Raw genomic sequence first — 23,018 nt, forward strand, 5'->3', positions numbered from 1 at the left:
GCACCTAAAGTGCCACTTATCTCATAAAAAATAAAGCTCAGAACTGCGATAAACGATTAAGCTTTCAGAAGTTTTGCAATATGAGCCTTCAAGACATCGATCGCAATACGGTTTTTACCACCACGAGGTACGATAATGTCCGCGTACTGTTTCGACGGCTCGATAAACTGCATGAACATCGGGCGTACAGTCGCTTGGTACTGTTTCAGTACCGAGTCCATGGTCCGGCCACGCTCTTCCACATCACGCTTAACACGGCGCAGCAAACAGATATCCAGCGGTGTGTCCATAAACACGGTTGCGTGCATCAGATCACGCAGGCGTGGGTCTGTCAGCAAAAGAATGCCTTCCAGGATGATCACTTTCTTTGGCGTTAATGTGGAGGTATGTTCGGTGCGGGTATGTTCTGTGTAGCTGTACTCTGGCACATCGACCGCTTCGCCGCGGGTCAGCTTTTCAAGGTGGTCACAAAGAAGGTCGTGGTCGAGGGCATTCGGGTGGTCGTAATTGGTTTTGACTCGTTCTTCCATACTCAGATGGCTTTGGTCTTTGTAATAGCTGTCTTCCGTGATAACACCAATTTGATGATCGCCCACTTTGGCACGTAGCTCATTATAAATCGTGCTGGCGATCAAACTCTTTCCAGAAGCAGACGCGCCGGCAATACCTACGATGACGCATTGATTATTATCAGACATTAGTTGCACCCGATGATGATGTGATTAGATAAACCGCCTGATTATAGGGGTTGCGACTAGTGGATACTAGTCGCAAAACCATTTAAATCGCCGCTTTTGGCCAAATTGAATAACAAAGCGCCATACAAACGATTACATTGAATATGTGATCTCGTACGGTCCTTTTTATTTTGCCCTAAACCTCACTCCACCAATGTGAAACTGATTGCGTCCGGTTTAGCTTCCCCTTGCCAGAAAAGCCGACTGCCCACGCTTTCCGCCAGAGAGAAATAGGGCTGGGCATGCTCGCTTTCCGGCTCTGCGGCCACCGTCGGACAGCCAGAATCCACATCTTCACGCAGCCGAATATGCAATGGGATCTGTGCCAGCATGGCCAGATCATATTCTGCCGCCATCTTCTGCGCACCACCCACACCAAAGAGATGTTCTTTTTCGCCACAGTGGCTGCAAATGTGGTAACTCATGTTTTCCACCAACCCGATCACCGGCACATCCACTTTGGCAAACATAGCCGCCCCTTTGCGTGCATCCGCCAAAGCGAGATCTTGAGGCGTCGTCACGATTAACGCCCCCGTAACCGGAATCTGCTGTGATAAGGTCAATTGTATATCACCAGTACCCGGCGGCATGTCGATCACCAGATAATCCAACTCCGGCCATTCTGTTTCGTTCAGCAGTTGCGCCAGCGCTTTGGATGCCATGGGACCACGCCAGATGGCGGCATCATCGCTGGAAACCAGATAACCGATCGAGTGAGTGTAGATACCGTGCGCCTCGACGGGCTGCATCCATTTGTTGTCGCGTACTTTAGGCGCAGCCGTCATCTGGCCGAGCATCATCGGCACGGATGGGCCGTAAATATCAGCATCCAGCAGCCCCACCTTGGCCCCGGAGCGCGCCATGGCCAGCGCGAGATTGACGGCCGTGGTTGATTTTCCGACACCGCCTTTGGCGGAGGTCACCGCGATGACGTTTTTGACCCCGTTGACGGCATGTGGCACATGCGTTTTTAGCGCTTTCACCTGCACTTCCACCCGGAAAGCAAACGGAGCGACCTCAGCACTGTCCTGCTGGGAGCGAATCCAGTGTTGCAGCTCTCTCACCAGATCGTTGGCGGCAAATGGCAACGCGATGACAAACGTACCATCCGGCTCAACTGTGACCAAGCCGGGCACTTCGGCCCAGTTGTCCACAAGCGATGAATGCTGAAATTGGTTCAGCCAGTGACACAAATCTTGTTTGGATGAAAATTGACGCATAGGCCCTCCTTGATGCCCTCAATGCTATCACTCGTTCAGCGCAGACTGAACCCTGAAAAAACTAAGGCATTGAGCGCGTTGATGCCTTGGAGTCAAAGTGTGGATAAGGTAGTATTACTCTCTATTTTTTAATACCTATCGAGAAAAGCGAATATTAAGTATGGCAAACGATCCAAGAAAACTTTTGGTAACTTGTGCCCTTCCGTACGCTAACGGTTCGATCCACCTTGGTCACATGCTTGAGCATATCCAGGCGGACATTTGGGTTCGTTACCAACGCCTGCGTGGCAACATTGTAAACTTCATCTGTGCGGACGACGCTCACGGCACGCCAATCATGCTTAAAGCTCAACAGATGGGTATTACACCTGAGGAGATGATTGCCGCCGTCAGCGAAGAGCACCAGAAAGACTTTGCTGGCTTTGATATCAGCTTTGACAACTACCACAGCACACACTCGGAAGAAAACCGCGAGCTGGCGTCTCACATCTACTTAGAACTTAAGAAAAACGGCTTTATCTCCAGCCGCACTATTTCTCAGTTGTTTGATCCTGAGAAAGAGATGTTCCTGCCAGACCGTTTTGTAAAAGGCACCTGTCCGAAGTGTAAATCGGAAGATCAGTACGGCGACAACTGCGACAACTGTGGTGAAACTTATAGCCCGACCGAGCTGATCAATCCGAAATCGGCCGTGTCTGGTGCGACGCCGGTCATGAAAGATTCTGAACACTTCTTCTTCGATCTGCCTCAGTTTGAAAGCATGCTTAAAGAGTGGACACGTTCTGGCTCTCTACAAGCTGAAACCGCGAACAAGATGCAAGAATGGTTCGAATCAGGCCTGCAACAATGGGACATCTCACGTGATGCGCCATATTTTGGCTTCGAGATCCCAGGTGAAAAAAACAAATTCTTCTACGTGTGGCTAGACGCACCGATCGGCTACATGGGCTCGTTCAAAAATCTGTGTGACAAACGGGATGATCTGAATTTTGACGAGTACTGGAACAAAGACAGCTCAGCGGAGCTTTACCACTTCATCGGTAAAGACATTGTTTACTTCCACAGCCTATTCTGGCCTGCCATGCTGGAAGGCTCTGGCTTCCGCAAACCGAATAACGTATTCGTCCACGGTTACGTCACAGTAAACGGCGCAAAAATGTCTAAGTCTAAGGGCACGTTCGTGAAAGCGAGCACGTACCTTGAACACCTGGACCCAGAGTGCCTGCGTTACTACTACGCAGCAAAACTCAACAGCCGTATCGACGACCTTGACCTGAACCTGGAAGACTTCACCCAACGCGTCAACGCGGACGTTGTTAACAAGATCGTCAACCTGGCTTCACGCAACGCCGGCTTCATTGCTAAACGTTTTGACGGCAAACTGTCCGAGCACTTTGCTGAGCCTGAACTGTACAACGAGTTCGTTGCAGCGGCGGATCGTATTGCAGAGCTATTTGATACTCGCGAATTTGGCCGAGCTATCCGTGAAATCACCGCACTGGCGGACAAAGCCAATCAGTACGTTGATGAAAAAGCACCTTGGGTGGTTGCTAAAGAAGAAGGCAAAGATCAAGAGCTGCAAGATATTTGCTCGGTTGGTATCAACCTGTTCCGCGTTTTGATGACATACCTGAAACCCGTGATGCCTGCTCTTGCAGCGCGCACGGAAGCATTCCTGAATCAGGAACTAACGTGGGATGGCATTGCTCAACCACTGACAGGTCACGAAATCACTAAGTTCAAAGCCCTGTTTAACCGTATTGATCCTAAGAACATCGAAGCGATGATCGAAGCATCAAAGCAAGACGCGGCAGCAGAAATGGCGGCGAAAGAAAAAGCAGAAGCGGAAAAGAACAAAGCGAGTCAGACTGAGTTAGACAAAGATCCTATCGCTGAAGAGATTGAGTTTGACGCTTTTGCCGCGGTAGATATGCGTATTGCACGTATCATCTCGTGCGAAGAAGTGCCAAAAGCCAACAAACTGCTTAAGTTCCAACTGGATATTGGCGGCGAAACCCGGCAGGTATTCTCTGGCATTAAATCTGCGTACAAACCGGAAGATCTGGAAGGCAAACTGACCGTTATGGTTGCCAACCTGAAACCTCGTAAGATGAAGTTTGGTATGTCAGAAGGCATGATCCTGGCGGCAGGCCCTGGTGGCAGCGAGCTGTGGATCCTGGAGCCACACGAAGGCGCTCAGCCTGGTATGCGTGTGATGTAACCCACTGCCAGCCTTGTAACTCCCAGCGCCTGATGGAAACATCAGGCGCTTTTTTATTGACCAGGTTCACACTTTTAGGTCAGCTTGCACCAAAACAGCGCAACATCTTGGATTAAAATTAGATAACTCATTGTTTTTAAATAACTAATTTCTTGGCATTAAGTCTGCTACCCCTTTTGAGGTAGAAAGGCATTAACAAGGAGTTGGTTATGTTTGTTTTGATTTCGATGCTGATATCCATCGGCATACTGGCAGTTTTACTTTACCTGTCCAAGCAACGACAAAATTCGCTGCAGCGCAAATACGAATTGCTGGTCGACCTGCGACAACTGCTGCATCAGTGCCGTCAGCACCGCAGTGCCACGCATCTGGGCCTGACGTCAGAGCACAATCCGAAATCCGAGCTCAGCCATCTGCAGGACGCATTAATGGAGACCAGCAACCATCTGATCGCCACCGCCCAGTTCGAAAATAAACCCATGTACCGGATTTTACAGCTCAAGCTCAAGGCGTTAGACAAGGAGTGGTCAGACCGCAGTGTTGCCCGTAATCAAATGATCCACGGTAAAACCATTCGGCACTGTTTGTTTCTGATGGATGAAATTGCCATGGCCTGGCTGGCAGAGTCTGGTCGAGACGACCTCAGTGACGAATATCACCTCAACTGGCAGCAAGTAGTCGACTCCATGGAAGTGCTGACTCAGCTGCGCATTTCGATTCAGGATATGCACACGGAAGATGGCGCCCTGAGAGTCAAGTATTACTGCGACAAAATGCGCCGTAAGCTCAACCAACTGGCGCTGATCAGCCCACTGTCGATTGCCTCACCTGGCTGCTCTAAAGCGATGCATATGCTGGGGGAACTGACCGACAATCCGGCGTATGACATCAGTGTCGAACAGCTGTACGCCATGACCAGTGATGTTTCGCTGAGCATCGCCAACGTTTATGATCAGATGCTGTCTGAGCTGACGGAAACATTGTACCTGCCGTTACCCAAAGTGGCGATTGCCGCCTGACACAAAAAAGCCGCCCGAACCGGCGGCTTTATCACTCACAATGAAGCTAAAAATTACAGCATCTTACGCGCAGCTTCTACCACAACTTTGATAGAGCGTGCTTCGGTTTCTTTCAGCGTAGAGTGATCCGGGATTTCTTTTTGCGTGCGGTTGATGATCACACCGGCAACACAACCCGCTTTCAGACCCGAGCTGGCACACATGGTCAGTAACGTCGCTGACTCCATTTCGAAGTTCAGTACGCCCATGTCCTGCCACTCTTTCATCGAACCCTGAAAGCGCTTCACAACACGGCCTGTGAAGGTATCGTAGCGCTCTTGGCCTGGATAAAAAGTATCGCTCGATGCGGTCACACCGGTGTGGACAGTTGCGCCAGCATCAATCGCAGCCGCTTTCATTGCGGTCGCCACATCAAAGTCGGCAACCGCAGGAAATTCCATTGGAGCAAAGTGCAGACTCGCACCATCAAGACGCACAGAACCGGTTGTGACGATCATGTCACCCACATTGACGTGTGGTTGGATAGCGCCCGTCGTACCCACTCTCAGGAAAGTACGCACGCCCAATTGTGCAAGCTCTTCAACCGCAATCGACGTAGAAGGACCGCCGATACCAGTTGAACAAACCACAACCGGTTTACCGTCCAGCTCAGCGCGGTACACCGTGTACTCACGTTGACTTGCCAGAAATTCCGGGTTATCCATCAGCTCTGCGATCTTCTGTACACGTGCCGGATCGCCCGGAATGATCGCCAGTGTGGCACCATTAAGATCCGCTTCAGTAACGCCCAGATGGAAAACTGCTTGAGACATAAGAGACTCCTTATAGTGGCTTGTTCAGCTCGTATTGATTCATTGGGTACTTGCCTACTCTAACCAACAAACGCCCGACAAAGAGTGATTAGAGTCACAATGATGCGCGTAAACATAATTAGCATTTCATTAAATGATCGACATGATCACACTTAATCCCAACTCAAAGACAATTGATTGCATAAAAGTGATAGCCGCTACTCAACCAGTGTAGCGACTATTTATGACAGTTCGCGTGGAGGTTTACTGACGAGGGTTAAATTTCAGTAAGCGCAGAGCGTTCAGCGTCACCAGAGCGGTGGCCCCGCTGTCTGCCAAGACAGCGACCCACAAGCCGGTGATGCCGAGTAAACTGGTCACCAGAAATATCCCTTTCAGCCCCAAAGCCAGAGTGATGTTCTGTCGGATATTGCTGAGAGTTGCGCGGGACAGTTCAATCATACCAGGCAGCTCCACCAGTCGGTTATGGGTGATAGCCGAGTCTGCCGTTTCCAGCGCAACATCCGTACCGCCGCCCATGGCAATCCCGATACTGGCCGCTTTCATTGCAGGCGCATCGTTGATGCCGTCCCCCACCATGGCGACCTTCGCCTTTTGCGATAACGCTTCTACGTAGTGCACTTTGTCCTGTGGTAACAAGCCAGCCTGATAATCGATACCAATCTGGCTGCTGATGGCAGCGGCGCTGCGTGGATTGTCTCCGGTCAGCATCACCGAATGGATACCCAAAGCTTTGAGTGCCGTTATCGCCTGCGCCGCATCTTCGCGCAGCGTGTCCTGCCAGGCAATCAGACCCAGCGCTTCAGACTGACCCTTCAGTACCACCACGACCGTTTTTCCCGCACCTTCTAATTGTTCAATGCGAGTCTGCAACGCCGCACTCACAGGCACAGATACTTTGCTCGGCGCAAGAATTTGATAGAGCTCACCTTCAACCCGGCCCTGTACCCCACTGCCGACCAACGCCTGTTTCTCCTCGGATTCCGGAAGCGTCAGCCCCATCTGCTGCGCTTTGTTGACCACAGAAACCGCCAGTGGATGACTGGAGCCAACTTCAACCGCTCCGGCCACTCGCATCAGCTGCGCGTGAGAGACCTGCTCTACCGGTTCAATGTCGGTGACTTCCGGCTTGCCTTTGGTCAGTGTACCGGTTTTATCAAAAGCAATGGTGTCGATATGACCCAACTGCTCTAGCGCAGCACCGCCTTTAATCAGAGCCCCACGCCGCGCGGCGGCGGCCAGCCCGGAAGTGATGGCGGCTGGCGTTGAGATCACCAGTGCACAAGGGCAAGCAATCAGCAATAAAGCTAATCCGCGGTAAACCCAGGTTTCCCATGGCTGAGCAAACATCAGCGGCGGTACGATGATCACCAGTAGCGACACCAGCATCATTAACGGTGTGTACCAGCGACTAAACTTATCCAGAAAACGCTCCAAAGGGGCTTTGCGAGATTCCGCCTCTTCAATCAGATGCAAAATCCGGTCAATGGCATTTTCGCCCTGACGTGAGGTCACGTGAAAGCGCACCACTTTGTCCACCACCACTGCGCCCGCCATCACGGCGTCACCCAGAAAGCGTTCAACCGGAATAGACTCACCCGTCAGCGCACTCTCATCAAAACTGGCTGAGGATTCCTGCAACTGACCATCTGCTGGCATTCGCGCTCCGGGCGCGACTTCAATGATGTCTCCTGGTTTAAGTTCGGCCGCCAACACCTGTACCCGGCGGCCATCATCGATTCTGGTCGCATTCTCTGGCACCAGCGCCATCAATGCCTGCACGCCGCTGCGCGCACGCGAGGCGGCAAATGCTTCCAATCGCTCACCAATCAAAAACAGCAACAACACCATCGCCGCTTCAACGGTTTCGCCCAGATACAACGCCCCAATTGCAGCCACACTCATCAGTGTCTCAATCGCAAACGGCGTACCGGATTTAGCCAGAGCGAGTGCTTTTTTCATGATCGGCGCCAAACCAATCAGGCAGGTCAGGATAAACAGCCACTCACTGACTTGAGGGACCACCGGTTTTAGCAGTGCACCGACGGCCATCGCGGTAGCGATCGCAATGATCTGACCGTTCTGGCGAACCACATGTCGCCAGCCTGTATTGTCTGCTGATGTTGCCGTAGAGGCGTTGGAAACGAGAGTAAACCCCGTATCGACAACAGCGGCTTCGACCGCCTGAGCCAGGCGTTGGTCATCAAACTTAACGACCAGCTTTTCGGTGGCAAACAGCACTTTCGCCTGAATAATGCCATCGAGTCGACTGACGGCCGTTTCAATTTTACGTGCGCAGGATGGGCAATCCATACCTGCGACCTGCCAGCTTTGTGTGTATTTGGCTACCCTAGCGGCGTCGCTGTCTTCGTCACCGGGATCGCTTCCCGATGCACAACTGTGACTGCTGCAGCATTCGGCGCCGGAATCTGATGCCTCTGCCATGTGGACAGACGAAATTTTAGGGCTAGAGCATGAACCAGCCTGAGAAGGGTTAATTGCGATTTTATTTGAACGACATGCATCGTGTTTGCTGCACATAATCGAACTCCTGTTTCCAACTAAAAAAGAGAACTTTTCTCATTACAGTCACAGCATAAACCTTGGACTCTACTCCAAGGTCAACGCTTTTCAGGATTTATTTTCGGCCGGTGAGATCAGCACTTCACTGTCGGCCCCGGCTTCGTCGATCAGAACCGCATCGTGAGTACAAAACGGTTGGGTGTTCACACAGGTAACCGACGGATCTACTTGCACCACCGCGGGCTGCTGTGACGACATCAGTTCATTGATGTGCCAGCGCAACACCACCAACGCGATCAGGCCAAACACCACCGTCCCGACCGCCTGCCCATACACCACGCCGAGTGCCCCGAACCAATCGGCACCGAGGTAGACAAACGGCAAGGTTCCGAGTGTCGCCTTGCCTAAATTGAGCGCGGTTGAAAACAGCGGCTTGCCGAGATTGTTAAATGAGGTGTTAGCGACGAATAAGGTGCCATTGAAAATAAAGCTGATCGCCACATAAGTACAAAAGGCCGCCACCAGCACTGCGGCGTCACCAGACAAGGAGAAACCACGAATAATCAGCCCCTGACAAAAATAGAGGACGACACATATAAACAAGGTGTAGAGGGTGGTCACCAGCAAAGCATTGCTGAGCGTTTCTCTGACCCGATCGAATCGATGGGCGCCGAAATTTTGACCGACGATTGGCCCGACGGCGCCCGACAAGGCAAAAATCACCGCAAAACACACTGGCGTCAACCGCCCGATAACCGCAAAACCCGCCACATAGTCCTCGCCAAAATGCGCAATGGAAGACGTAACGATCGCATTACCTATCGGTGTGGCAATATTGGTGATAATGGCGGGCACCGCGATCATCAGTATTACTCGGATGTGGTTGCGCCAAGTGTTCAGCGACGGCACCGCTACCAATTGATGGACTCTAATCAAAGGCGCAAGAGAAAAATACAGCACCGTAAATCGGGCGAATACCGACGCTAACGCAGCGCCTTCCACATTCCAGCCAAAACCGAAGATAAACAATGGATCCAACACCGCATTGGCAATGCCTCCCGACAACGTCGCCAGCATGGATCGCTTAGCATCTCCGGCAGCGCGCAGCCCCGCCCCTGCCGCCATGGCTACCGCGACAACCGGCCCACTGGGCAACAGGATGGTCAAGTAAGCCTGAGCCCGCTCGGCGGCGTATCCTTTGGCACCAATCGCCGCCAGCAACTGAGGCATAAACCACAACATGAGCGCTGCCACCACACTGCTGATCACAAACGTCGTCATTAACACCGATACACTTAGCTGACGGGCGTGTTGCTGCTGATGAGCCCCGATGGCCTTCGATACCAACGCCCCCATCGCAATCGAGGCGCCGATAGAAATCGACGTCGAGAAAAACACCAGCGTGCCGGCAAAGCCAACCGCCGCGGCGAGTTCCACCTGGCCGAGCATACTGATGAACAACATATCGAGCAGATCGACCACAAACAACGCCATCAATCCAACGGAGCCGGCGCCTGACATCACTAAGATGTGCCTCATGGTCGAGCCCTGAACAAATTTCGCGTTGTGTTCGGTCATAGAATGCTCTGAGCAAAACAAAAGGCGCCGATGCGCCTTTCAAGGGATAGGAATAAATTAAACGGGCTTTTTGAAGCAACTATCAATCGATTTAGCGATCGCACGCAGCACATCACGCCGGGTGATAATACCGACCAACTTACCATCATCAATCACCGGATACACTTTTGGCTTACCCACTTTCATCATTTCCGCCAGCGCGATGATGGATGTGTCAGGCGATACAGACAACACCTCACGGTGCATACAATCTGAGACGATGTGAGTATCCTGGCAGAAATAACTCACTTTGATCAGTTTATCGAGTAAGTCTTGCCCGGACAGGAAACCAATCACCTGTTCTTTTTCGTTGATCACCGGCCCACCAAGGTAGTTCGAGTTCATGACCTTTTCCAGCGCTGCACTCAACGACATATCCGGTGTGAATGTCACCGCCTGAAGGGTCATATAATCTCTGACTTTTAATAATTCCATGCGCGTCTCCTTTGCTGCGATTTTTGCAGTGCCTATACGCTAATTGTTGTCTAATTTCTTGATTTTACTAAATGGAATTCAGCAATTTTAATCATAGGCAGCATCTATCACCTGATAGCCATACTGTCACTGTGGACGCTCACCCTGAGATGGGCTCCTGAAATCAGTATGGTTGAACACGCCAAAATCAGGCAACTTTCCTTGGTCAACAAACCGTCAAAGCTTGGATTAACTCACTGCGCGTCCAGTTCTTTAAATAACGCGCATCAAAAAGGCCAACCTGAGGTTGGCCTTGTTGGACTTATTTCTGCCAACGTTTGGCAGCTTGCGTGTCTGAATCGCGTGATTCAACCCAGCGAGTCTGGTTGGTCGTCCGTTCCTTTTTCCAGAACGGTGCCTGAGTTTTGAGGTAGTCCATTATAAACTCACAAGCCTCAAATGCCGCGCCGCGATGGGCACTGACCACACCCACAAACACAATCTGATCCCCAATATCGAGATCACCAACACGATGGATAACCCGGGTGTGCAACAGAGGCCAACGTTGCTCTGCCTGATCGCAGATATTCAGCAGCGACTTTTCCGTCATTCCCGGGTAATGCTCTAACGACAGCCCCGTGACATTGTCGCCCAAATTCATATCCCGGACTTTACCGACAAAGGTGACAACAGCGCCTGCTGCACTTCCCTGAGCTAAACGCTGATATTCGTCACCCACCGAAAAATCCTGTTGCTGTACCGAGACGCGTGGATCCATCTTAGCCTCCGGTCACAGGCGGAAAGAACGCCACTTCATCACCGTCGTTCAACTTAGTGTCGAGCGGGACAATCGCCTGATTCACCGCCGCTAGCAATTTACCGGCTTCCAGCGCCAGTGACCATTTGCCCTCTTGAGCCGCCAGGTGTTCGCGCAGCGCATCAACCGTAGTAAAACGAGCCTCAACCTGGACTTGATCCGTACCGACCAATTCACGGGTTTGAGCAAAAAATAACACTGTAATCATGACTCTGCCTTAAAATGTCCGGACTTCCCTCCGGTTTTCTCCAACAGTCGAACCTGACCAATCACTATGTCTTTCTGGACCGCTTTACACATGTCATAGATGGTCAGCGCCGCCACTGACGCAGCCGTCAGCGCTTCCATTTCCACGCCCGTTTTGCCGGCCAGTTTGCATACCGACTCAATCCGAACCATGTTTTGCGCTTCCAACGCTTCCAACTGCACTTCGACTTTAGACAGCAGCAATGGATGACACAGCGGGATCAAATCCCAGGTTTTCTTGGCGGCCTGAATGCCCGCAATGCGCGCGGTCGCAAACACGTCCCCTTTGTGGTGCTGACCAGAGACGATCAGTTGCAAGGTTTCCGCCGCCATGTGCACGAACGCTTCCGCGCGTGCTTCACGTACGGTTTCTGCTTTGGCAGAGACGTCAACCATATTGGCTTCGCCGGACGCGTTAATGTGAGTAAATTGACTCATTACCCCTCCGGATCACACTGCCAGATGAGGCATGAAGTTGCACGGACGATGGCTGGCATCCAACTGCTGCTTGATGATCTTCGTCCAGCCGGTGCGACATGCCCCCGTTGAGCCAGGCATCGCAAAAATAACCGTGTGATTGGCAAAACCGGCAATCGCTCGCGATTGAATCGTCGATGTCCCGATCTCATCATACGACACCATCCGGAACAGCTCACCAAACCCTTCGACCTCTTTGTCAAACAGCGGCTTAAGCGCTTCAGGTGTGCTGTCACGCGATGTAAAACCAGTACCGCCAGTAATCATCACTGCCTGAACATGATCGTCGGCGATCCATTGCGACACAATCGCCCGGATCTTGTACATATCATCGATCACGATCTGTTTATCCACCACGTTGTGGCCCGCTTCTGCTGCGTGCTCTGCCAGGTAGCGGCCGGATGTGTCATTCTCTGCGGTGCGAGTGTCTGAAACGGTCAGTACTGCGATGTTGGCCGGTTGAAATTTCGTTTCTGCGTGACCCATGTGTTCACCTATCTCGATAAAAATTTAAATGGATGCGTGAGCCGCTCTCGGCAAGACAGCGGCAGAAAAGGCGACGGCTTAACCGCCAATTGACGCCAGATGAGGCGTCATACCTGTGTTGCCATCGTGGAGGAAATGGCTGATTTTTTTGGTTTGTAGCTGGGCCTGGATGCGTTCAATCAAAACCTGCTCCTGCTCATCCTGTTCAAGCAGGTCACGTAGCTCAACACCATGTTCTCCGAATAAGCACAGGTGCAGTTTACCGGTAGCCGATACCCGCAACCGGTTACAGCTCTCACAAAAATCTTTTTCGTACGGCATGATCAGACCAATCTCACCCTGATAATCGGGATGAACGAAGACCTGAGCTGGACCATCGTTAGCCGCACGAACTTTGAGCAACCAGCCGTTGGCAATCAGTTGATTCCGGATGGCCACGCCAGATACATGGTGTTTGTTAAACAGATCATCCATCTCACCGGTCTGCATCAGCTCAATAAAGCGCAGTTGAATCGGCTTATCTTTGATCCAGTTGAGAAACGCAGGCAGCTCTTGATGGTTGAGGTTTTTCATCAGGACGACGTTAACCTTAACTTGTTCGAAGCCGACCTCAAATGCCCGGTCGATACCCGCCATGACCTGAGTGAATTTATTCTCACCGGTTATCTGATGAAACATCCGCGGATCCAGGCTGTCGACACTGACATTAATGTGTGTCAGACCGGCCTCACGCCATTCAGCGACCTGTTTCTCCATCCGGTAACCGTTGGTGGTCGTCGCGACCTTACGGATACCATCGGTACTGGCGACCGTCTCAATGATCTGGCTGAAATCTTTACGCAGGCTGGGTTCACCGCCGGTGATGCGCACTTTAGAGGTCCCGCAATCCGCAAAGGCTTTTACCACACGACGGATTTCAGGCAGGGTTAAAAAAGACGAGTTTTTACGCCCAGAAGGCTTATAGCCATCAGGCAGGCAGTAAGTACATTTAAAATTGCAAACGTCAGTTACTGACAGACGCAAGTAGTAAAACTTGCGATGGAATTTATCTTCAAATTGTTGCGCCACGGAACACCTTTCCAAACACGGGAGGCAAGGTCATTTCCAACCTGGCCCTCGTGGCAAAATGCCACTGGCTCATTCAGCGTATCCCCGCAGGAACTTAGCTTAAGAGCTCGGAGTTATGGCAGCTAATGACTTGTCGTTATCAATAGCAGCTAACATTAAAATACTTAATATTTGTATGTGATTCCAGTCCTGACAGGAAAAAATCTTACTCACAGCCCAAATTAACTCCTAATGAGTATGCTATGTTTACGAGTTGGATTAGTTTGTGCCTGAATATGAAAATATAAGAAGAAAATGATGAGCATTTATGCATCAAAAAAAGTGGTCGCTATCGGCGGAGGGCATGGTCTGGGGCGTATGCTGGCCGCACTCAAAGATTTTGGCAGTAACGCCACTGGCATAGTTACCACCACAGATAACGGCGGTTCAACGGGGCGGATTCGTGACTGTCAGGGCGGGATCGCCTGGGGAGACACCCGTAACTGCATCAATCAGCTCATCACCGAGCCATCCATCAGCTCGATGATGTTTGAATATCGTTTTAAAGGCTCAGGCGAACTCAATGGCCACAACCTCGGCAATCTGATGCTGACTGCGCTGGACAACTTGTCTGTCCGCCCACTCGACGCCATCAACCTGATTCGCAATATGCTCAAGGTCGACGTGAACATTGTGCCAATGTCAGAGCACCCCTCGGATCTTAAAGCGCTGTCCGCAGACGGCATGTGGGTCACTGGAGAAACCAGCGTAGACGAGATGAAGGAGGATTTGCGCAGGCTGGATCTGGATCCGGAAGTGCCGGCAACCAAAGAGGGCGTCATTGCCATTGAACAGGCGGATTGCATTGTTCTCGGTCCCGGCAGCTTTCTGACCAGCATCATGCCCCCATTGCTACTGCCTGAAATCGGCCAGGCCATCGCCAACAATCTTAAAGCCAAGCTGGTGTTCGTCGATAACCTGTCACCGGAATTTGGCCCCGCAGCACGCATGACGCTCCACGACCGTCTCAGCTGGTGCGAGCGAGCCTGTCATGCGAGAAAAGTGGATGTGGTGCTGGTCGACACCCCACATCCGGAACTTAACTCAGACTGGAATTGCGTGGTGACGGATCTGGCGTCCGCCAACCGTGATTGGCGCCACGACCGGACGAAACTGCAAAAAGCGATCGTGACCCTGCTGTCAAACTAACTGTTGATAGCGGGACAATGTCGTCCCCAGCAACTCAACCATGTGAGACACGTCGCCGGCTTCACTCAGAGGCTGGCCGTTCTTCACCCGGGCATCAATTTCAATCGCGCTGCAACACAACTGTTCAGCACCAAAACTGGCGGCACTGCTTTTCAATGCGTGAGAAATCTCTCGCAGGTAGCTCAACTTATCCGCAGCCGCAGGGTCACTCAGATAAGCAATATAGCTTTCCAGCTCGCCGAGAAAAATGCCGAGCAATACCGGCACGTTCTCTTCGCCAATATCATTGGCCAGTTGCTCAATCTTATTTTGATTTAATACTTCCATCATATTCTTCCTTGGCATTCCACGCTTGCAGTTTGCGATAAATCGTCGAAGGGCTGACATCCAGATAGCCCGCAGCTTTTGGAATATTGCCATCACAGGCTTCAATGGCCTGTTCAATCGCGTTCTTTTCTGTCAGCCACAACGGGAAAATTTCATGCGCTGAGAGCGATTCTTTGTCCTGTTTGATCACTCGAATCTGGTTATCCATCGGCTTATTCAGCGGCGGTGGCAACATATCGAGCGAAATTTCTTTACCGTTATTCAGCACGACCACATTGCGCAGTACGTTTTGCAGTTGACGGACGTTACCCGGCCATTCGTATTGATTGAAGCGTTCAATCACTTCAGGCGACAAACGCACAAACCCTTTGCCTTCCTCGTTGGACATATAGCCCAGTAATGAATATGCAATTTCGATGACATCCTCACCACGCTCGCGCAGCGGTGGCAAATGCAACGGGATCACATACAGACGGTAGTACAAGTCTTCCCGAAAACGCCCCTCCTGAACTTCCTTCCACGGATCCCGGTTGGTGGCGCACACAAACCGCACATCGACGCTTTTCATTTTGGACGAGCCGACTTTCTGGAAAGTGCCCGTTTGAATAAAGCGCAGCAGTTTGGTTTGCAGATCTAAGTCCATTTCGCACAGCTCATCGAGGAACAAGGTTCCCCCGTCTGCCAGCTCCGCCGCGCCCTGACGGTCCGTCGCCGCGCCAGTAAACGCCCCTTTGACATGACCAAACAGCTCACTTTCAATCAGATCTTTCGGGATCGCAGCACAGTTGATGGCAATAAACGGTTTATCTCCCCGCTTGCTGGCAGCATGGATCGCCTCGGCACACACTTCTTTCCCCGTACCACTTTCTCCGGTGATGAATATGCTGGCCTTACTGCTCGCCGCTGAATCGATAGTACGATACACCGCCTGCATCGTCTGGCTGCTGCCGATGAAACCCTGATAGCCTTGATTGCTCAGATTATCCGCGTCATTTTTGAGCTTGCTTGCTTTGCGAATCGCGTTGTTCACCGTCACCCGCAAACGGTCCGCTTCACACGGTTTGATCAGAAAGTCCTGAGCCCCATGGCGCATCGCTTCGACCGCTGTATCGATAGAACCGTGTGCGGTCATAAACACCACCGGAACATCAGGCACACTTTTCTTCACTTCGTGCAATACGTCCATACCGGTCATGTCCGGCAGTCGTAAGTCAAGCAAAATGAGATCCGGCGTGCGATAAGTGAGGCTTTCGATAGCATCACGACCAGTGCCGACAATATTGATATCGATACCTAAAGGAGTGAGATACGAGCGGTACAGGGCTGCAACCGACGCCGTATCTTCTACCATCAACAGGTATCTCGATTTTTGAGATTCTGAGGATTGTTGCATAACCTAGCCATTATTATTTGCATTTTGTAGAAATGATTGCATTGCGAATTGCATTTTGCAAATTAAATCGGAAAATTTCCGTACGGAATCCGCAATTGACCGATTTTCTTACCTCAAAAAGTTGGCATAGAAGATGCATTATTCAAATTGACCCAAGTTTGGGTCACCTAGCCAACTGACGTTGTTAGTGAACTTAGTATTCACAAAAAAGCCAATAGATTAGTGTCTATTGGCTATTTTTTTGCTTGTCGTTTAGTTAGTAAATAGCATCAGCTGTTCGCGATAAACTGTTCCCGTAGTTTCTCTATCTGATCGCGCTTCTCAGCCGCCAGCTCAAACTCCAGATCCTGGGCATGTTTGTACATTGCCGCTTCCAGTTTGCTGATCTCTTTGTCCAGCTCTTGTGGCGACAGGGCCACATAACGCTGTGAAGGCTCAGCCACTTTCGACAACGGCACCTGCTTATTCACACGTTGACGTTTGCCCTTGGTGATATCACCCAGCTCCATGATGTCTTTGATATTGCGTTTCAACGCCTGAGGCTGAATGCCTCTTTCTTCGTTGTAAGCCTGTTGTTTTTCCCGGCGACGGTTGGTTTCGTCCATGGCTTTTTCCATCGAGCCGGTAATACGATCAGCGTACAAAATCGCCTTGCCCGCCACATTACGGGCCGCGCGGCCAATGGTCTGAATCAGAGAACGCTCTGAGCGCAGGAAGCCTTCTTTGTCTGCATCCAGAATCGCCACCAACGACACTTCCGGCATATCCAGCCCCTCACGTAGCAGGTTGATTCCGACCAGAACATCAAATTCTCCCAGGCGCAAATCACGGATAATCTCAACGCGCTCGACCGTATCTATGTCCGAGTGCAGATAACGCACCCGCACATCATGCTCATGAAGGTATTCCGTCAGATCTTCGGCCATACGCTTGGTCAATGTAGTCACCAGCACCCTTTCATCTTTGGCAGAACGAATCCGGATCTCTGACAACAGGTCATCCACCTGGGTGGCCACCGGACGCACTTCCAGCTCAGGATCCAGCAGACCGGTTGGACGCACCACCTGATCCGCCACCTCGCCGTCTGATTTTTCCAGTTCATAGTTGCCCGGAGTGGCCGAAACAAAAATGGTTTGCGGCGCCAGAGATTCAAATTCTTCAAATTTAAGCGGACGGTTGTCAAGCGCCGATGGCAAACGAAAGCCAAACTCCACCAGCGTTTCTTTGCGTGAGCGATCCCCTTTAAACATGGCGCCAATCTGCGGCACGGTCACGTGGGACTCATCGATGATCAATAAGCCATCGTGCGGCAGATAATCAAACAGTGTCGGTGGTGGCTCACCTTCACTGCGTCCGCTGAGATACCGTGAGTAGTTTTCGATTCCCGAGCAAAAACCCAGCTCGTTCATCATTTCGATGTCAAATTGAGTCCGCTGGGTGATGCGCTGCTCTTCGAGCAATTTGTTGTTATCGAGCAGATACTGCTTGCGCTGCGCCAGTTCTTGCTTAATGTGTTCAATGGCTTCCAGAATACGATCTCGGGGAGTCACATAGTGTGTTTTCGGGTAGATAGTAAAACGCGGGATATCCCGTTGCTTGACGACCCCGGTCAAAGGGTCGAACAAACTGATGCATTCGATCTCATCATCGAACATTTCGATCCGCACCGCTTCCTGATCCGATTCAGCAGGAAAGACATCAATGATTTCGCCGCGCACGCGAAACTGACCCCGCTCAAACGCCACTTCATTGCGAGTGTATTGCAACTCCGCCAGGCGGCGTAAAATATCGCGCTGACCGATAAAATCACCACGACGGACGTGCAACATCATCTGTAGATACGATTCCGGGTCGCCCAAACCATAAATCGCCGAGACAGAGGCGACGATGATGGCATCTTTTCTCTCCAGAAGGGCTTTGGTGGCCGACAAACGCATCTGTTCAATGTGAGCGTTGACCGATGCATCCTTCTCGATGAAAGTATCAGTGGTGGGCACATAGGCTTCAGGCTGGTAATAATCGTAGTAAGAGACAAAGTACTCAACCGCATTATTGGGAAAGAATGCTTTCATCTCACCGTACAACTGAGCTGCCAGCGTTTTGTTTGGAGCAAGCAAGATCGCCGGACGCTGTGCCTGCGCAATCACGTTGGCCAGAGTGAACGTCTTACCGGAGCCGGTGACCCCGAGCAGTGTCTGGTGCGCTAACCCTGAATCCAACCCTTCCAACAGTTGTTTTATTGCGGTGGGCTGATCACCGGATGGCTGATATTCAGACACCAGATCGAACATTTTACTCATATCTCTCGTTACCCTATCCCGTCAGTGATGTTCTATTTTGACTGTATGTATATACACCCGCAAGAGCCAGACACAAATTTCTTCTATAAACGACACAAAAACCATGGTTTGATCGCTGGTATCTCACCATTGACTCTGATATTATCGTTCGCCCTCACCGAGCCGCCCGGCACTTACCGTCTCATTTTTCATACACAGCTTTTCCCCAAATTGACAATTTAATGACAAATAGAAAAGTTATTTTCACGCACCAGCCAAGTGACTCACAACCTGAATAACTCAATATAACCCAACAAAATCAATTAATTAAAAGAAAAACCCACATTGTAAATTATAAAGTCAAAACTCTATAATCTGAGCCAACCCGAGTTGCTCAAGTTACATTAACACACTTATCCACAATTTTAGTGGATAAGTAAACCAAGCCCAGAGAAGTTAAGGCATGCAGGAAAGTAAAGCCTTTTTTTGATAAAAAAATATATTTATTTCCTCGACGTGGTGTTGACAAGCGATCCAGCGACCGATAACATTCGCCCCGCTTAACGCAATTCCCCCTTAGTTCAGTTGGTAGAACGGCGGACTGTTAATCCGTATGTCGCAGGTTCGAGTCCCGCAGGGGGAGCCAAATTCCAAAGGCCCGGTCATTGACCGGGCCTTTCTCGTTTTATTTCCCTGCTTCTCTCAGGGTTCTATTCTGATATTGATGTCACTTGGTGTGGCATGTCGGGTGATTCTCTCTTACTTCCGAGGCTCAAGCGGCCGAATCGTCATTCATTGCGTATAATTTTTCATCAATAGCGTATAACCTTAACTTTCCTTGGTTGTTATTGAGGTCACAAAACAGGATAATGTTGGGATCGGAATTTCTAATCTAAATAATTATGACCGAATATATTTTGTTGTTGATTGGCACTGTGCTGGTGAACAACTTTGTACTGGTGAAGTTCTTGGGCTTATGTCCGTTTATGGGGGTTTCCAAAAAACTGGAAACTGCTATTGGTATGGGGTTAGCAACAACCTTTGTGCTAACCCTCGCCTCCGTGTGCGCCTATTTGGTTGAAACCTATATTCTGACCCCGCTCGGTATCCAGTATCTGCGTACCATGAGTTTCATTCTGGTGATTGCGGTCGTCGTTCAGTTCACCGAAATGGTGGTTCACAAAACCAGTCCAACCCTCTATCGGCTGCTGGGGATATTCCTCCCCCTAATCACCACTAACTGTGCCGTATTAGGGGTCGCGTTGTTAAACATCAACGAAAATCACAACTTCATAGAATCGATCATTTATGGTTTCGGCGCCGCTGTGGGGTTCTCTCTGGTTCTGATTCTGTTCGCTTCCATGCGTGAGCGCATCACCGTTTCTGATGTGCCAGCACCATTTAAAGGTGCGTCAATTGCTATGATCACCGCTGGCCTGATGTCTCTGGCATTTATGGGCTTTACCGGGTTGGTGAAATTGTAATGAGTACCATCCTGATAGCCGTTATTGTGCTCGCTGTGCTGGCGGCCGTATTTGGCGCCATCCTCGGCTTTGCGTCCATACGCTTTAAAGTGGAAGCCGATCCGATCGTCGATCAGATCGACAGCATCCTTCCTCAAACTCAATGTGGTCAATGTGGTTATCCCGGCTGTCGTCCGTATGCCGAAGCAATCGCCAATGGAGATGACATCAATAAATGCCCGCCTGGCGGTCAGGCGACGATCGAGAAACTGGCCGATCTGATGGGCGTTGAGGTTCAGGAATCAGCGCACGAACTTGATGATGTGAAGAAAGTTGCCTTTATCCATGAAGATATGTGTATCGGCTGCACCAAATGTATTCAAGCTTGTCCGGTTGACGCAATTGTCGGTGGGACGAAAGCCCTACACACCGTCATTAAGGATGAATGTACCGGCTGTGATTTGTGCGTGGCGCCCTGCCCGACTGACTGTATTGAAATGATTCCGGTTGAAACGACCACGGATACCTGGAAATGGCAACTGAACGCCATTCCTGTCGTTAATATTACCGATTCTGCAGATAAGCAGAAGAAAGTGAGTTAAGGACTGGTATGTTGTCATTAATCGAACAAATTAAATCCGGCGCACTGTGGGATTTTCCTGGTGGTGTTCATCCGCCGGAAAACAAAGCCCAATCCACAAAACACCCTTTGGTGGAAGCCAGTCTGCCCACTGAAATTGTCCTGCCAGTTAAACAACACATCGGCAAGCCGGGCCAGTTACTGGTGTCTGTTGGCGACCATGTGCTGAAAGGCCAGCCACTGACTCACTTTAGCACCAGCTTTATGCTTCCGGTTCATGCCCCGACGTCAGGCACCATCAGCGCGATCGAACCGCGCACCACGGCACATCCGTCCGGCTTGAGTGAACTGTGTATTGTCATTCAGCCAGATGGTGAAGATCGCTGGCGCGAACAGACACCACGTCCGGATTATCGCGATGAAACGCCAGAAGAACTGATTGAAATTATCCGCCGTGCCGGTATTGCAGGTCTAGGTGGCGCGGGTTTCCCTGCGGCAAAGAAAATCCAGTCAGGTCAACAGCGCACAGAGGTTCTGATCATCAACGCAGCCGAGTGTGAACCCTACATTACGGCAGACGACATGTTGATGCGCCACCATGCCGACGAGGTGATCGCCGGAATCGAAGTGGTGGAACATATCCTGAAACCGAAGTTAACCATCATCGGGATAGAAGACAACAAACCGCAGGCCTTAAAAGCGCTGCAGGACGCTTCTGCTGACAAAGATATTGTCATCCGCGTTGTGCCGACCAAATACCCATCCGGTGGCGCCAAACAGTTGATCAAGCTGCTGACCAATCTCGAAGTCCCCAGCGGCAAACACTCCGCCGATATTGGCGTTATCGTCCAGAACGTGGGATCTATGCAGGCGATCAAACGTGCGGTGATCGATGATGAACCACTGGTTCGACGTGTCGTCACACTCACGGGCAACACGTTTAAGCAACCGCGCAACGTATGGGCTCTGCTCGGTACCCCAGTTGAAGCCCTGTTGACAGAGTTTGGTTATAAAGCCGACAAAAAGCTGCCACGCCTGATCATGGGCGGGTCATTAATGGGCTTTACCCTGCCACACAGCAACGTACCCATCACTAAGATCACCAACTGCATTCTGGCACCCAAGCGACGTGAGATCGTTACAGAACAATACGAAATGGCGTGTATCCGCTGCGGTCAGTGTGCTGACGCTTGTCCGGCGTCTCTGCTGCCTCAGCAACTGCTATGGCACGCCAAGGCCGAAGAATACGAAAAGTGCGAAGAGCTGAATCTCAAAGATTGTATTGAGTGTGGGGCTTGTGCTTATGTGTGCCCAAGTGAAATTCCACTGGTACAGTATTATCGCCAAGCCAAGGCCGAAATCTGGGCACGAAAAGAAGAAGCCGAAGCCGCCGAACGTGCCAAACAGCGTTTTGAAGACAAAAAAGCGCGTATGGAGCGGGATAAGGCGGAGCGGGAAAACCGCTTTAAGAAAGCCGCAGACGATCGTCGCAAAGAGATGAAGCAATCTGGCGGTGATGACGCAGTCGCGGCCGCGATCGCCAGAGTCAAAGCACAAAAAGACGCGGCAACCACTGCCGATACCCCGGTTGTTAAACCGGCCGTCGCCGCTGCGATTGCCAAAGCTAAGGCCAAGCAAGCCCAGGCAATGCAGGCGGGTGATAGCGAACCAGACAACTCTGATATGGCCAAGCTGCGCGAAGAGCGCAAGCGCCAGGCCCGGGAGCGCAAAGCACAAAAAGCCAACCAGGACACCACCAGCGATGCGGCGTCTGACGGTGAGTCAAAAAATGCGGCAGTTGCCGCTGCGGTTGCTCGCGCTAAAGCACGCAAAGCCGCCCAAGCCAGCGAAGCAAACGCCGAGCCTGACTCTTCCGTAGCTTCACAATCCGGTGACGCGAATGCGAAAAAAGCCTCAGTCGCGGCCGCCATTGCTCGCGCCAAAGCGCGCAAAGCGGCTGCAGAGGCCTCTGAGCCCCAAGCGGAGCCGGAAAGCGCATCGCCATCGAATGACGACAGCGATCCGAAAAAGGCCGCCGTTGCCGCTGCCATCGCTCGCGCCAAAGCGCGCAAAGCAGCTGCTGAGGCCTCTGAGCCCCAAGCGGAGCCGGAAAGCGCATCGTCATCGAATG

At 51.2% G+C, this 23,018-nt stretch carries 20 protein-coding genes, 1 tRNA gene and 1 riboswitch; of the genes, 7 read left to right on the forward strand and 14 right to left on the reverse strand.

The features are described 5' to 3' along the window. Positions 1 to 56 precede the first annotated feature (56 nt). Together udk and apbC are read right to left on the reverse strand one after the other, a co-directional pair. Positions 57 to 698 carry a uridine kinase gene (gene udk / locus CAG64_RS01205; protein WP_040902226.1) on the reverse strand — a complete coding sequence of 214 codons (642 nt, stop codon included), beginning with the start codon at positions 696 to 698 and terminating at the stop codon, positions 57 to 59. Between the two features lie 182 nt (positions 699 to 880). After that, positions 881 to 1,957: an iron-sulfur cluster carrier protein ApbC gene (gene apbC, locus CAG64_RS01210; RefSeq protein WP_161457528.1), complete on the reverse strand. Its 1,077-nt coding sequence runs from the start codon at positions 1,955 to 1,957 to the stop codon at positions 881 to 883. Positions 1,958 to 2,117: 160 nt separating this feature from the next. Here apbC and metG point away from each other — a divergent pair, with 160 nt between their 5' ends. Both metG and CAG64_RS01220 read left to right on the forward strand, forming a co-directional pair. Next, positions 2,118 to 4,178: a methionine--tRNA ligase gene (gene metG / locus CAG64_RS01215; protein ID WP_161454467.1), complete on the forward strand. Its 2,061-nt coding sequence runs from the start codon at positions 2,118 to 2,120 to the stop codon at positions 4,176 to 4,178. A gap of 209 nt (positions 4,179 to 4,387) precedes the next feature. Then, complete coding sequence (locus CAG64_RS01220) at positions 4,388 to 5,197, forward strand: hypothetical protein (protein ID WP_161454466.1); 810 nt, start codon at positions 4,388 to 4,390, stop codon at positions 5,195 to 5,197. A 53-nt stretch (positions 5,198 to 5,250) separates the two neighbouring features. On the opposite strand, the gene udp is transcribed toward CAG64_RS01220, so the two are convergent. From udp to moaA, 9 genes are all read right to left on the reverse strand, one after another. After that, positions 5,251 to 6,009, reverse strand: a complete 759-nt coding sequence (gene udp / locus CAG64_RS01225) for a uridine phosphorylase (protein WP_021703837.1) — start codon at positions 6,007 to 6,009, stop codon at positions 5,251 to 5,253. A 243-nt stretch (positions 6,010 to 6,252) separates the two neighbouring features. Next, positions 6,253 to 8,550 carry a zinc/cadmium/mercury/lead-transporting ATPase gene (locus CAG64_RS01230; protein ID WP_161457527.1) on the reverse strand — a complete coding sequence of 766 codons (2,298 nt, stop codon included), beginning with the start codon at positions 8,548 to 8,550 and terminating at the stop codon, positions 6,253 to 6,255. Between the two features lie 90 nt (positions 8,551 to 8,640). Further along, a complete protein-coding gene (locus CAG64_RS01235; protein ID WP_021703835.1) occupies positions 8,641 to 10,110 on the reverse strand; it encodes an MATE family efflux transporter in 1,470 nt (489 codons plus the stop codon). A 57-nt stretch (positions 10,111 to 10,167) separates the two neighbouring features. Then, on the reverse strand, positions 10,168 to 10,584 hold the full coding sequence (locus CAG64_RS01240) for a CBS domain-containing protein (protein WP_021703834.1): 417 nt from the start codon (positions 10,582 to 10,584) through the stop codon (positions 10,168 to 10,170). A gap of 301 nt (positions 10,585 to 10,885) precedes the next feature. Continuing rightward, entirely contained in the window at positions 10,886 to 11,341 is a 456-nt protein-coding gene (gene moaE, locus CAG64_RS01245; protein ID WP_161457526.1) for a molybdopterin synthase catalytic subunit MoaE, read from the reverse strand. Position 11,342: 1 nt separating this feature from the next. Then, the gene (gene moaD, locus CAG64_RS01250; RefSeq protein ID WP_021703832.1) at positions 11,343 to 11,588 is read right to left on the reverse strand and encodes a molybdopterin synthase sulfur carrier subunit; all 246 of its coding nucleotides are present in this window, start codon (positions 11,586 to 11,588) and stop codon (positions 11,343 to 11,345) included. Beyond that, positions 11,585 to 12,064, reverse strand: coding sequence for a cyclic pyranopterin monophosphate synthase MoaC (gene moaC, locus CAG64_RS01255; protein WP_021703831.1), 480 nt, complete (start codon positions 12,062 to 12,064; stop codon positions 11,585 to 11,587). Before moaC ends, moaD begins: the two co-directional genes overlap by 4 nt. Positions 12,065 to 12,076: 12 nt before the next feature. Continuing rightward, positions 12,077 to 12,589, reverse strand: coding sequence for a molybdenum cofactor biosynthesis protein B (gene moaB, locus CAG64_RS01260; RefSeq protein WP_161457525.1), 513 nt, complete (start codon positions 12,587 to 12,589; stop codon positions 12,077 to 12,079). Between the two features lie 78 nt (positions 12,590 to 12,667). Further along, complete coding sequence (gene moaA / locus CAG64_RS01265) at positions 12,668 to 13,657, reverse strand: GTP 3',8-cyclase MoaA (RefSeq protein WP_021703829.1); 990 nt, start codon at positions 13,655 to 13,657, stop codon at positions 12,668 to 12,670. Further along, positions 13,645 to 13,782, reverse strand: a riboswitch (molybdenum cofactor riboswitch). It overlaps the preceding gene by 13 nt. Positions 13,783 to 13,954: 172 nt before the next feature. Between moaA and CAG64_RS01270 the strand changes: the two genes are divergently transcribed. Continuing rightward, the gene (locus tag CAG64_RS01270; protein ID WP_161447965.1) at positions 13,955 to 14,845 is read left to right on the forward strand and encodes a YvcK family protein; all 891 of its coding nucleotides are present in this window, start codon (positions 13,955 to 13,957) and stop codon (positions 14,843 to 14,845) included. Here the strand turns inward: CAG64_RS01270 and luxU are convergent. The 3 genes from luxU to uvrB form a co-directional block, all read right to left on the reverse strand. Then, positions 14,837 to 15,175, reverse strand: coding sequence for a quorum-sensing phosphorelay protein LuxU (gene luxU / locus CAG64_RS01275; protein WP_202599270.1), 339 nt, complete (start codon positions 15,173 to 15,175; stop codon positions 14,837 to 14,839). The genes CAG64_RS01270 and luxU overlap by 9 nt on opposite strands. Further along, positions 15,150 to 16,565, reverse strand: a complete 1,416-nt coding sequence (gene luxO / locus CAG64_RS01280) for a quorum-sensing sigma-54 dependent transcriptional regulator LuxO (protein WP_161447963.1) — start codon at positions 16,563 to 16,565, stop codon at positions 15,150 to 15,152. The genes luxU and luxO overlap by 26 nt, the downstream gene beginning before the upstream one ends. A 269-nt stretch (positions 16,566 to 16,834) precedes the next feature. Continuing rightward, entirely contained in the window at positions 16,835 to 18,865 is a 2,031-nt protein-coding gene (uvrB, locus tag CAG64_RS01285) for an excinuclease ABC subunit UvrB (RefSeq protein ID WP_161447961.1), read from the reverse strand. Between the two features lie 549 nt (positions 18,866 to 19,414). Between uvrB and CAG64_RS01290 the strand changes: the two genes are divergently transcribed. From CAG64_RS01290 to rsxC, 4 genes are all read left to right on the forward strand, one after another. Then, positions 19,415 to 19,490, forward strand: a tRNA-Asn gene (locus tag CAG64_RS01290). Between the two features lie 256 nt (positions 19,491 to 19,746). Further along, a complete protein-coding gene (gene rsxA, locus CAG64_RS01295; protein ID WP_021703824.1) occupies positions 19,747 to 20,328 on the forward strand; it encodes an electron transport complex subunit RsxA in 582 nt (193 codons plus the stop codon). After that, a complete protein-coding gene (gene rsxB / locus CAG64_RS01300) occupies positions 20,328 to 20,909 on the forward strand; it encodes an electron transport complex subunit RsxB (protein WP_161447928.1) in 582 nt (193 codons plus the stop codon). The genes rsxA and rsxB overlap by 1 nt, the downstream gene beginning before the upstream one ends. Before the next feature lie 8 nt (positions 20,910 to 20,917). Continuing rightward, positions 20,918 to 23,018: electron transport complex subunit RsxC (rsxC, locus tag CAG64_RS01305; RefSeq protein ID WP_161489259.1), on the forward strand; the 2,101-nt coding region annotated here is incomplete at its 3' end.

The organism is Vibrio sp. V38_P2S17PM301, assembly GCF_009904845.1.
In the GTDB taxonomy this organism is placed as follows: Bacteria; Pseudomonadota; Gammaproteobacteria; order Enterobacterales; family Vibrionaceae; genus Vibrio; species Vibrio proteolyticus.

What these genes read in the sequence shown, in the direction of transcription:
- udk (WP_040902226.1), bottom strand. Translation starts at nt 698, where the DNA reads ATGTCTGATAATAATCAATGCGTCATCGTAGGTATTGCCGGCGCGTCT.
- apbC (WP_161457528.1), bottom strand. Translation starts at nt 1,957, where the DNA reads ATGCGTCAATTTTCATCCAAACAAGATTTGTGTCACTGGCTGAACCAA.
- metG (WP_161454467.1), top strand. Translation starts at nt 2,118, where the DNA reads ATGGCAAACGATCCAAGAAAACTTTTGGTAACTTGTGCCCTTCCGTAC.
- CAG64_RS01220 (WP_161454466.1), top strand. Translation starts at nt 4,388, where the DNA reads ATGTTTGTTTTGATTTCGATGCTGATATCCATCGGCATACTGGCAGTT.
- udp (WP_021703837.1), bottom strand. Translation starts at nt 6,009, where the DNA reads ATGTCTCAAGCAGTTTTCCATCTGGGCGTTACTGAAGCGGATCTTAAT.
- CAG64_RS01230 (WP_161457527.1), bottom strand. Translation starts at nt 8,550, where the DNA reads ATGTGCAGCAAACACGATGCATGTCGTTCAAATAAAATCGCAATTAAC.
- CAG64_RS01235 (WP_021703835.1), bottom strand. Translation starts at nt 10,110, where the DNA reads ATGACCGAACACAACGCGAAATTTGTTCAGGGCTCGACCATGAGGCAC.
- CAG64_RS01240 (WP_021703834.1), bottom strand. Translation starts at nt 10,584, where the DNA reads ATGGAATTATTAAAAGTCAGAGATTATATGACCCTTCAGGCGGTGACA.
- moaE (WP_161457526.1), bottom strand. Translation starts at nt 11,341, where the DNA reads ATGGATCCACGCGTCTCGGTACAGCAACAGGATTTTTCGGTGGGTGAC.
- moaD (WP_021703832.1), bottom strand. Translation starts at nt 11,588, where the DNA reads ATGATTACAGTGTTATTTTTTGCTCAAACCCGTGAATTGGTCGGTACG.
- moaC (WP_021703831.1), bottom strand. Translation starts at nt 12,064, where the DNA reads ATGAGTCAATTTACTCACATTAACGCGTCCGGCGAAGCCAATATGGTT.
- moaB (WP_161457525.1), bottom strand. Translation starts at nt 12,589, where the DNA reads ATGGGTCACGCAGAAACGAAATTTCAACCGGCCAACATCGCAGTACTG.
- CAG64_RS01270 (WP_161447965.1), top strand. Translation starts at nt 13,955, where the DNA reads ATGAGCATTTATGCATCAAAAAAAGTGGTCGCTATCGGCGGAGGGCAT.
- luxU (WP_202599270.1), bottom strand. Translation starts at nt 15,175, where the DNA reads ATGATGGAAGTATTAAATCAAAATAAGATTGAGCAACTGGCCAATGAT.
- luxO (WP_161447963.1), bottom strand. Translation starts at nt 16,565, where the DNA reads ATGCAACAATCCTCAGAATCTCAAAAATCGAGATACCTGTTGATGGTA.
- uvrB (WP_161447961.1), bottom strand. Translation starts at nt 18,865, where the DNA reads ATGAGTAAAATGTTCGATCTGGTGTCTGAATATCAGCCATCCGGTGAT.
- rsxA (WP_021703824.1), top strand. Translation starts at nt 19,747, where the DNA reads ATGACCGAATATATTTTGTTGTTGATTGGCACTGTGCTGGTGAACAAC.
- rsxB (WP_161447928.1), top strand. Translation starts at nt 20,328, where the DNA reads ATGAGTACCATCCTGATAGCCGTTATTGTGCTCGCTGTGCTGGCGGCC.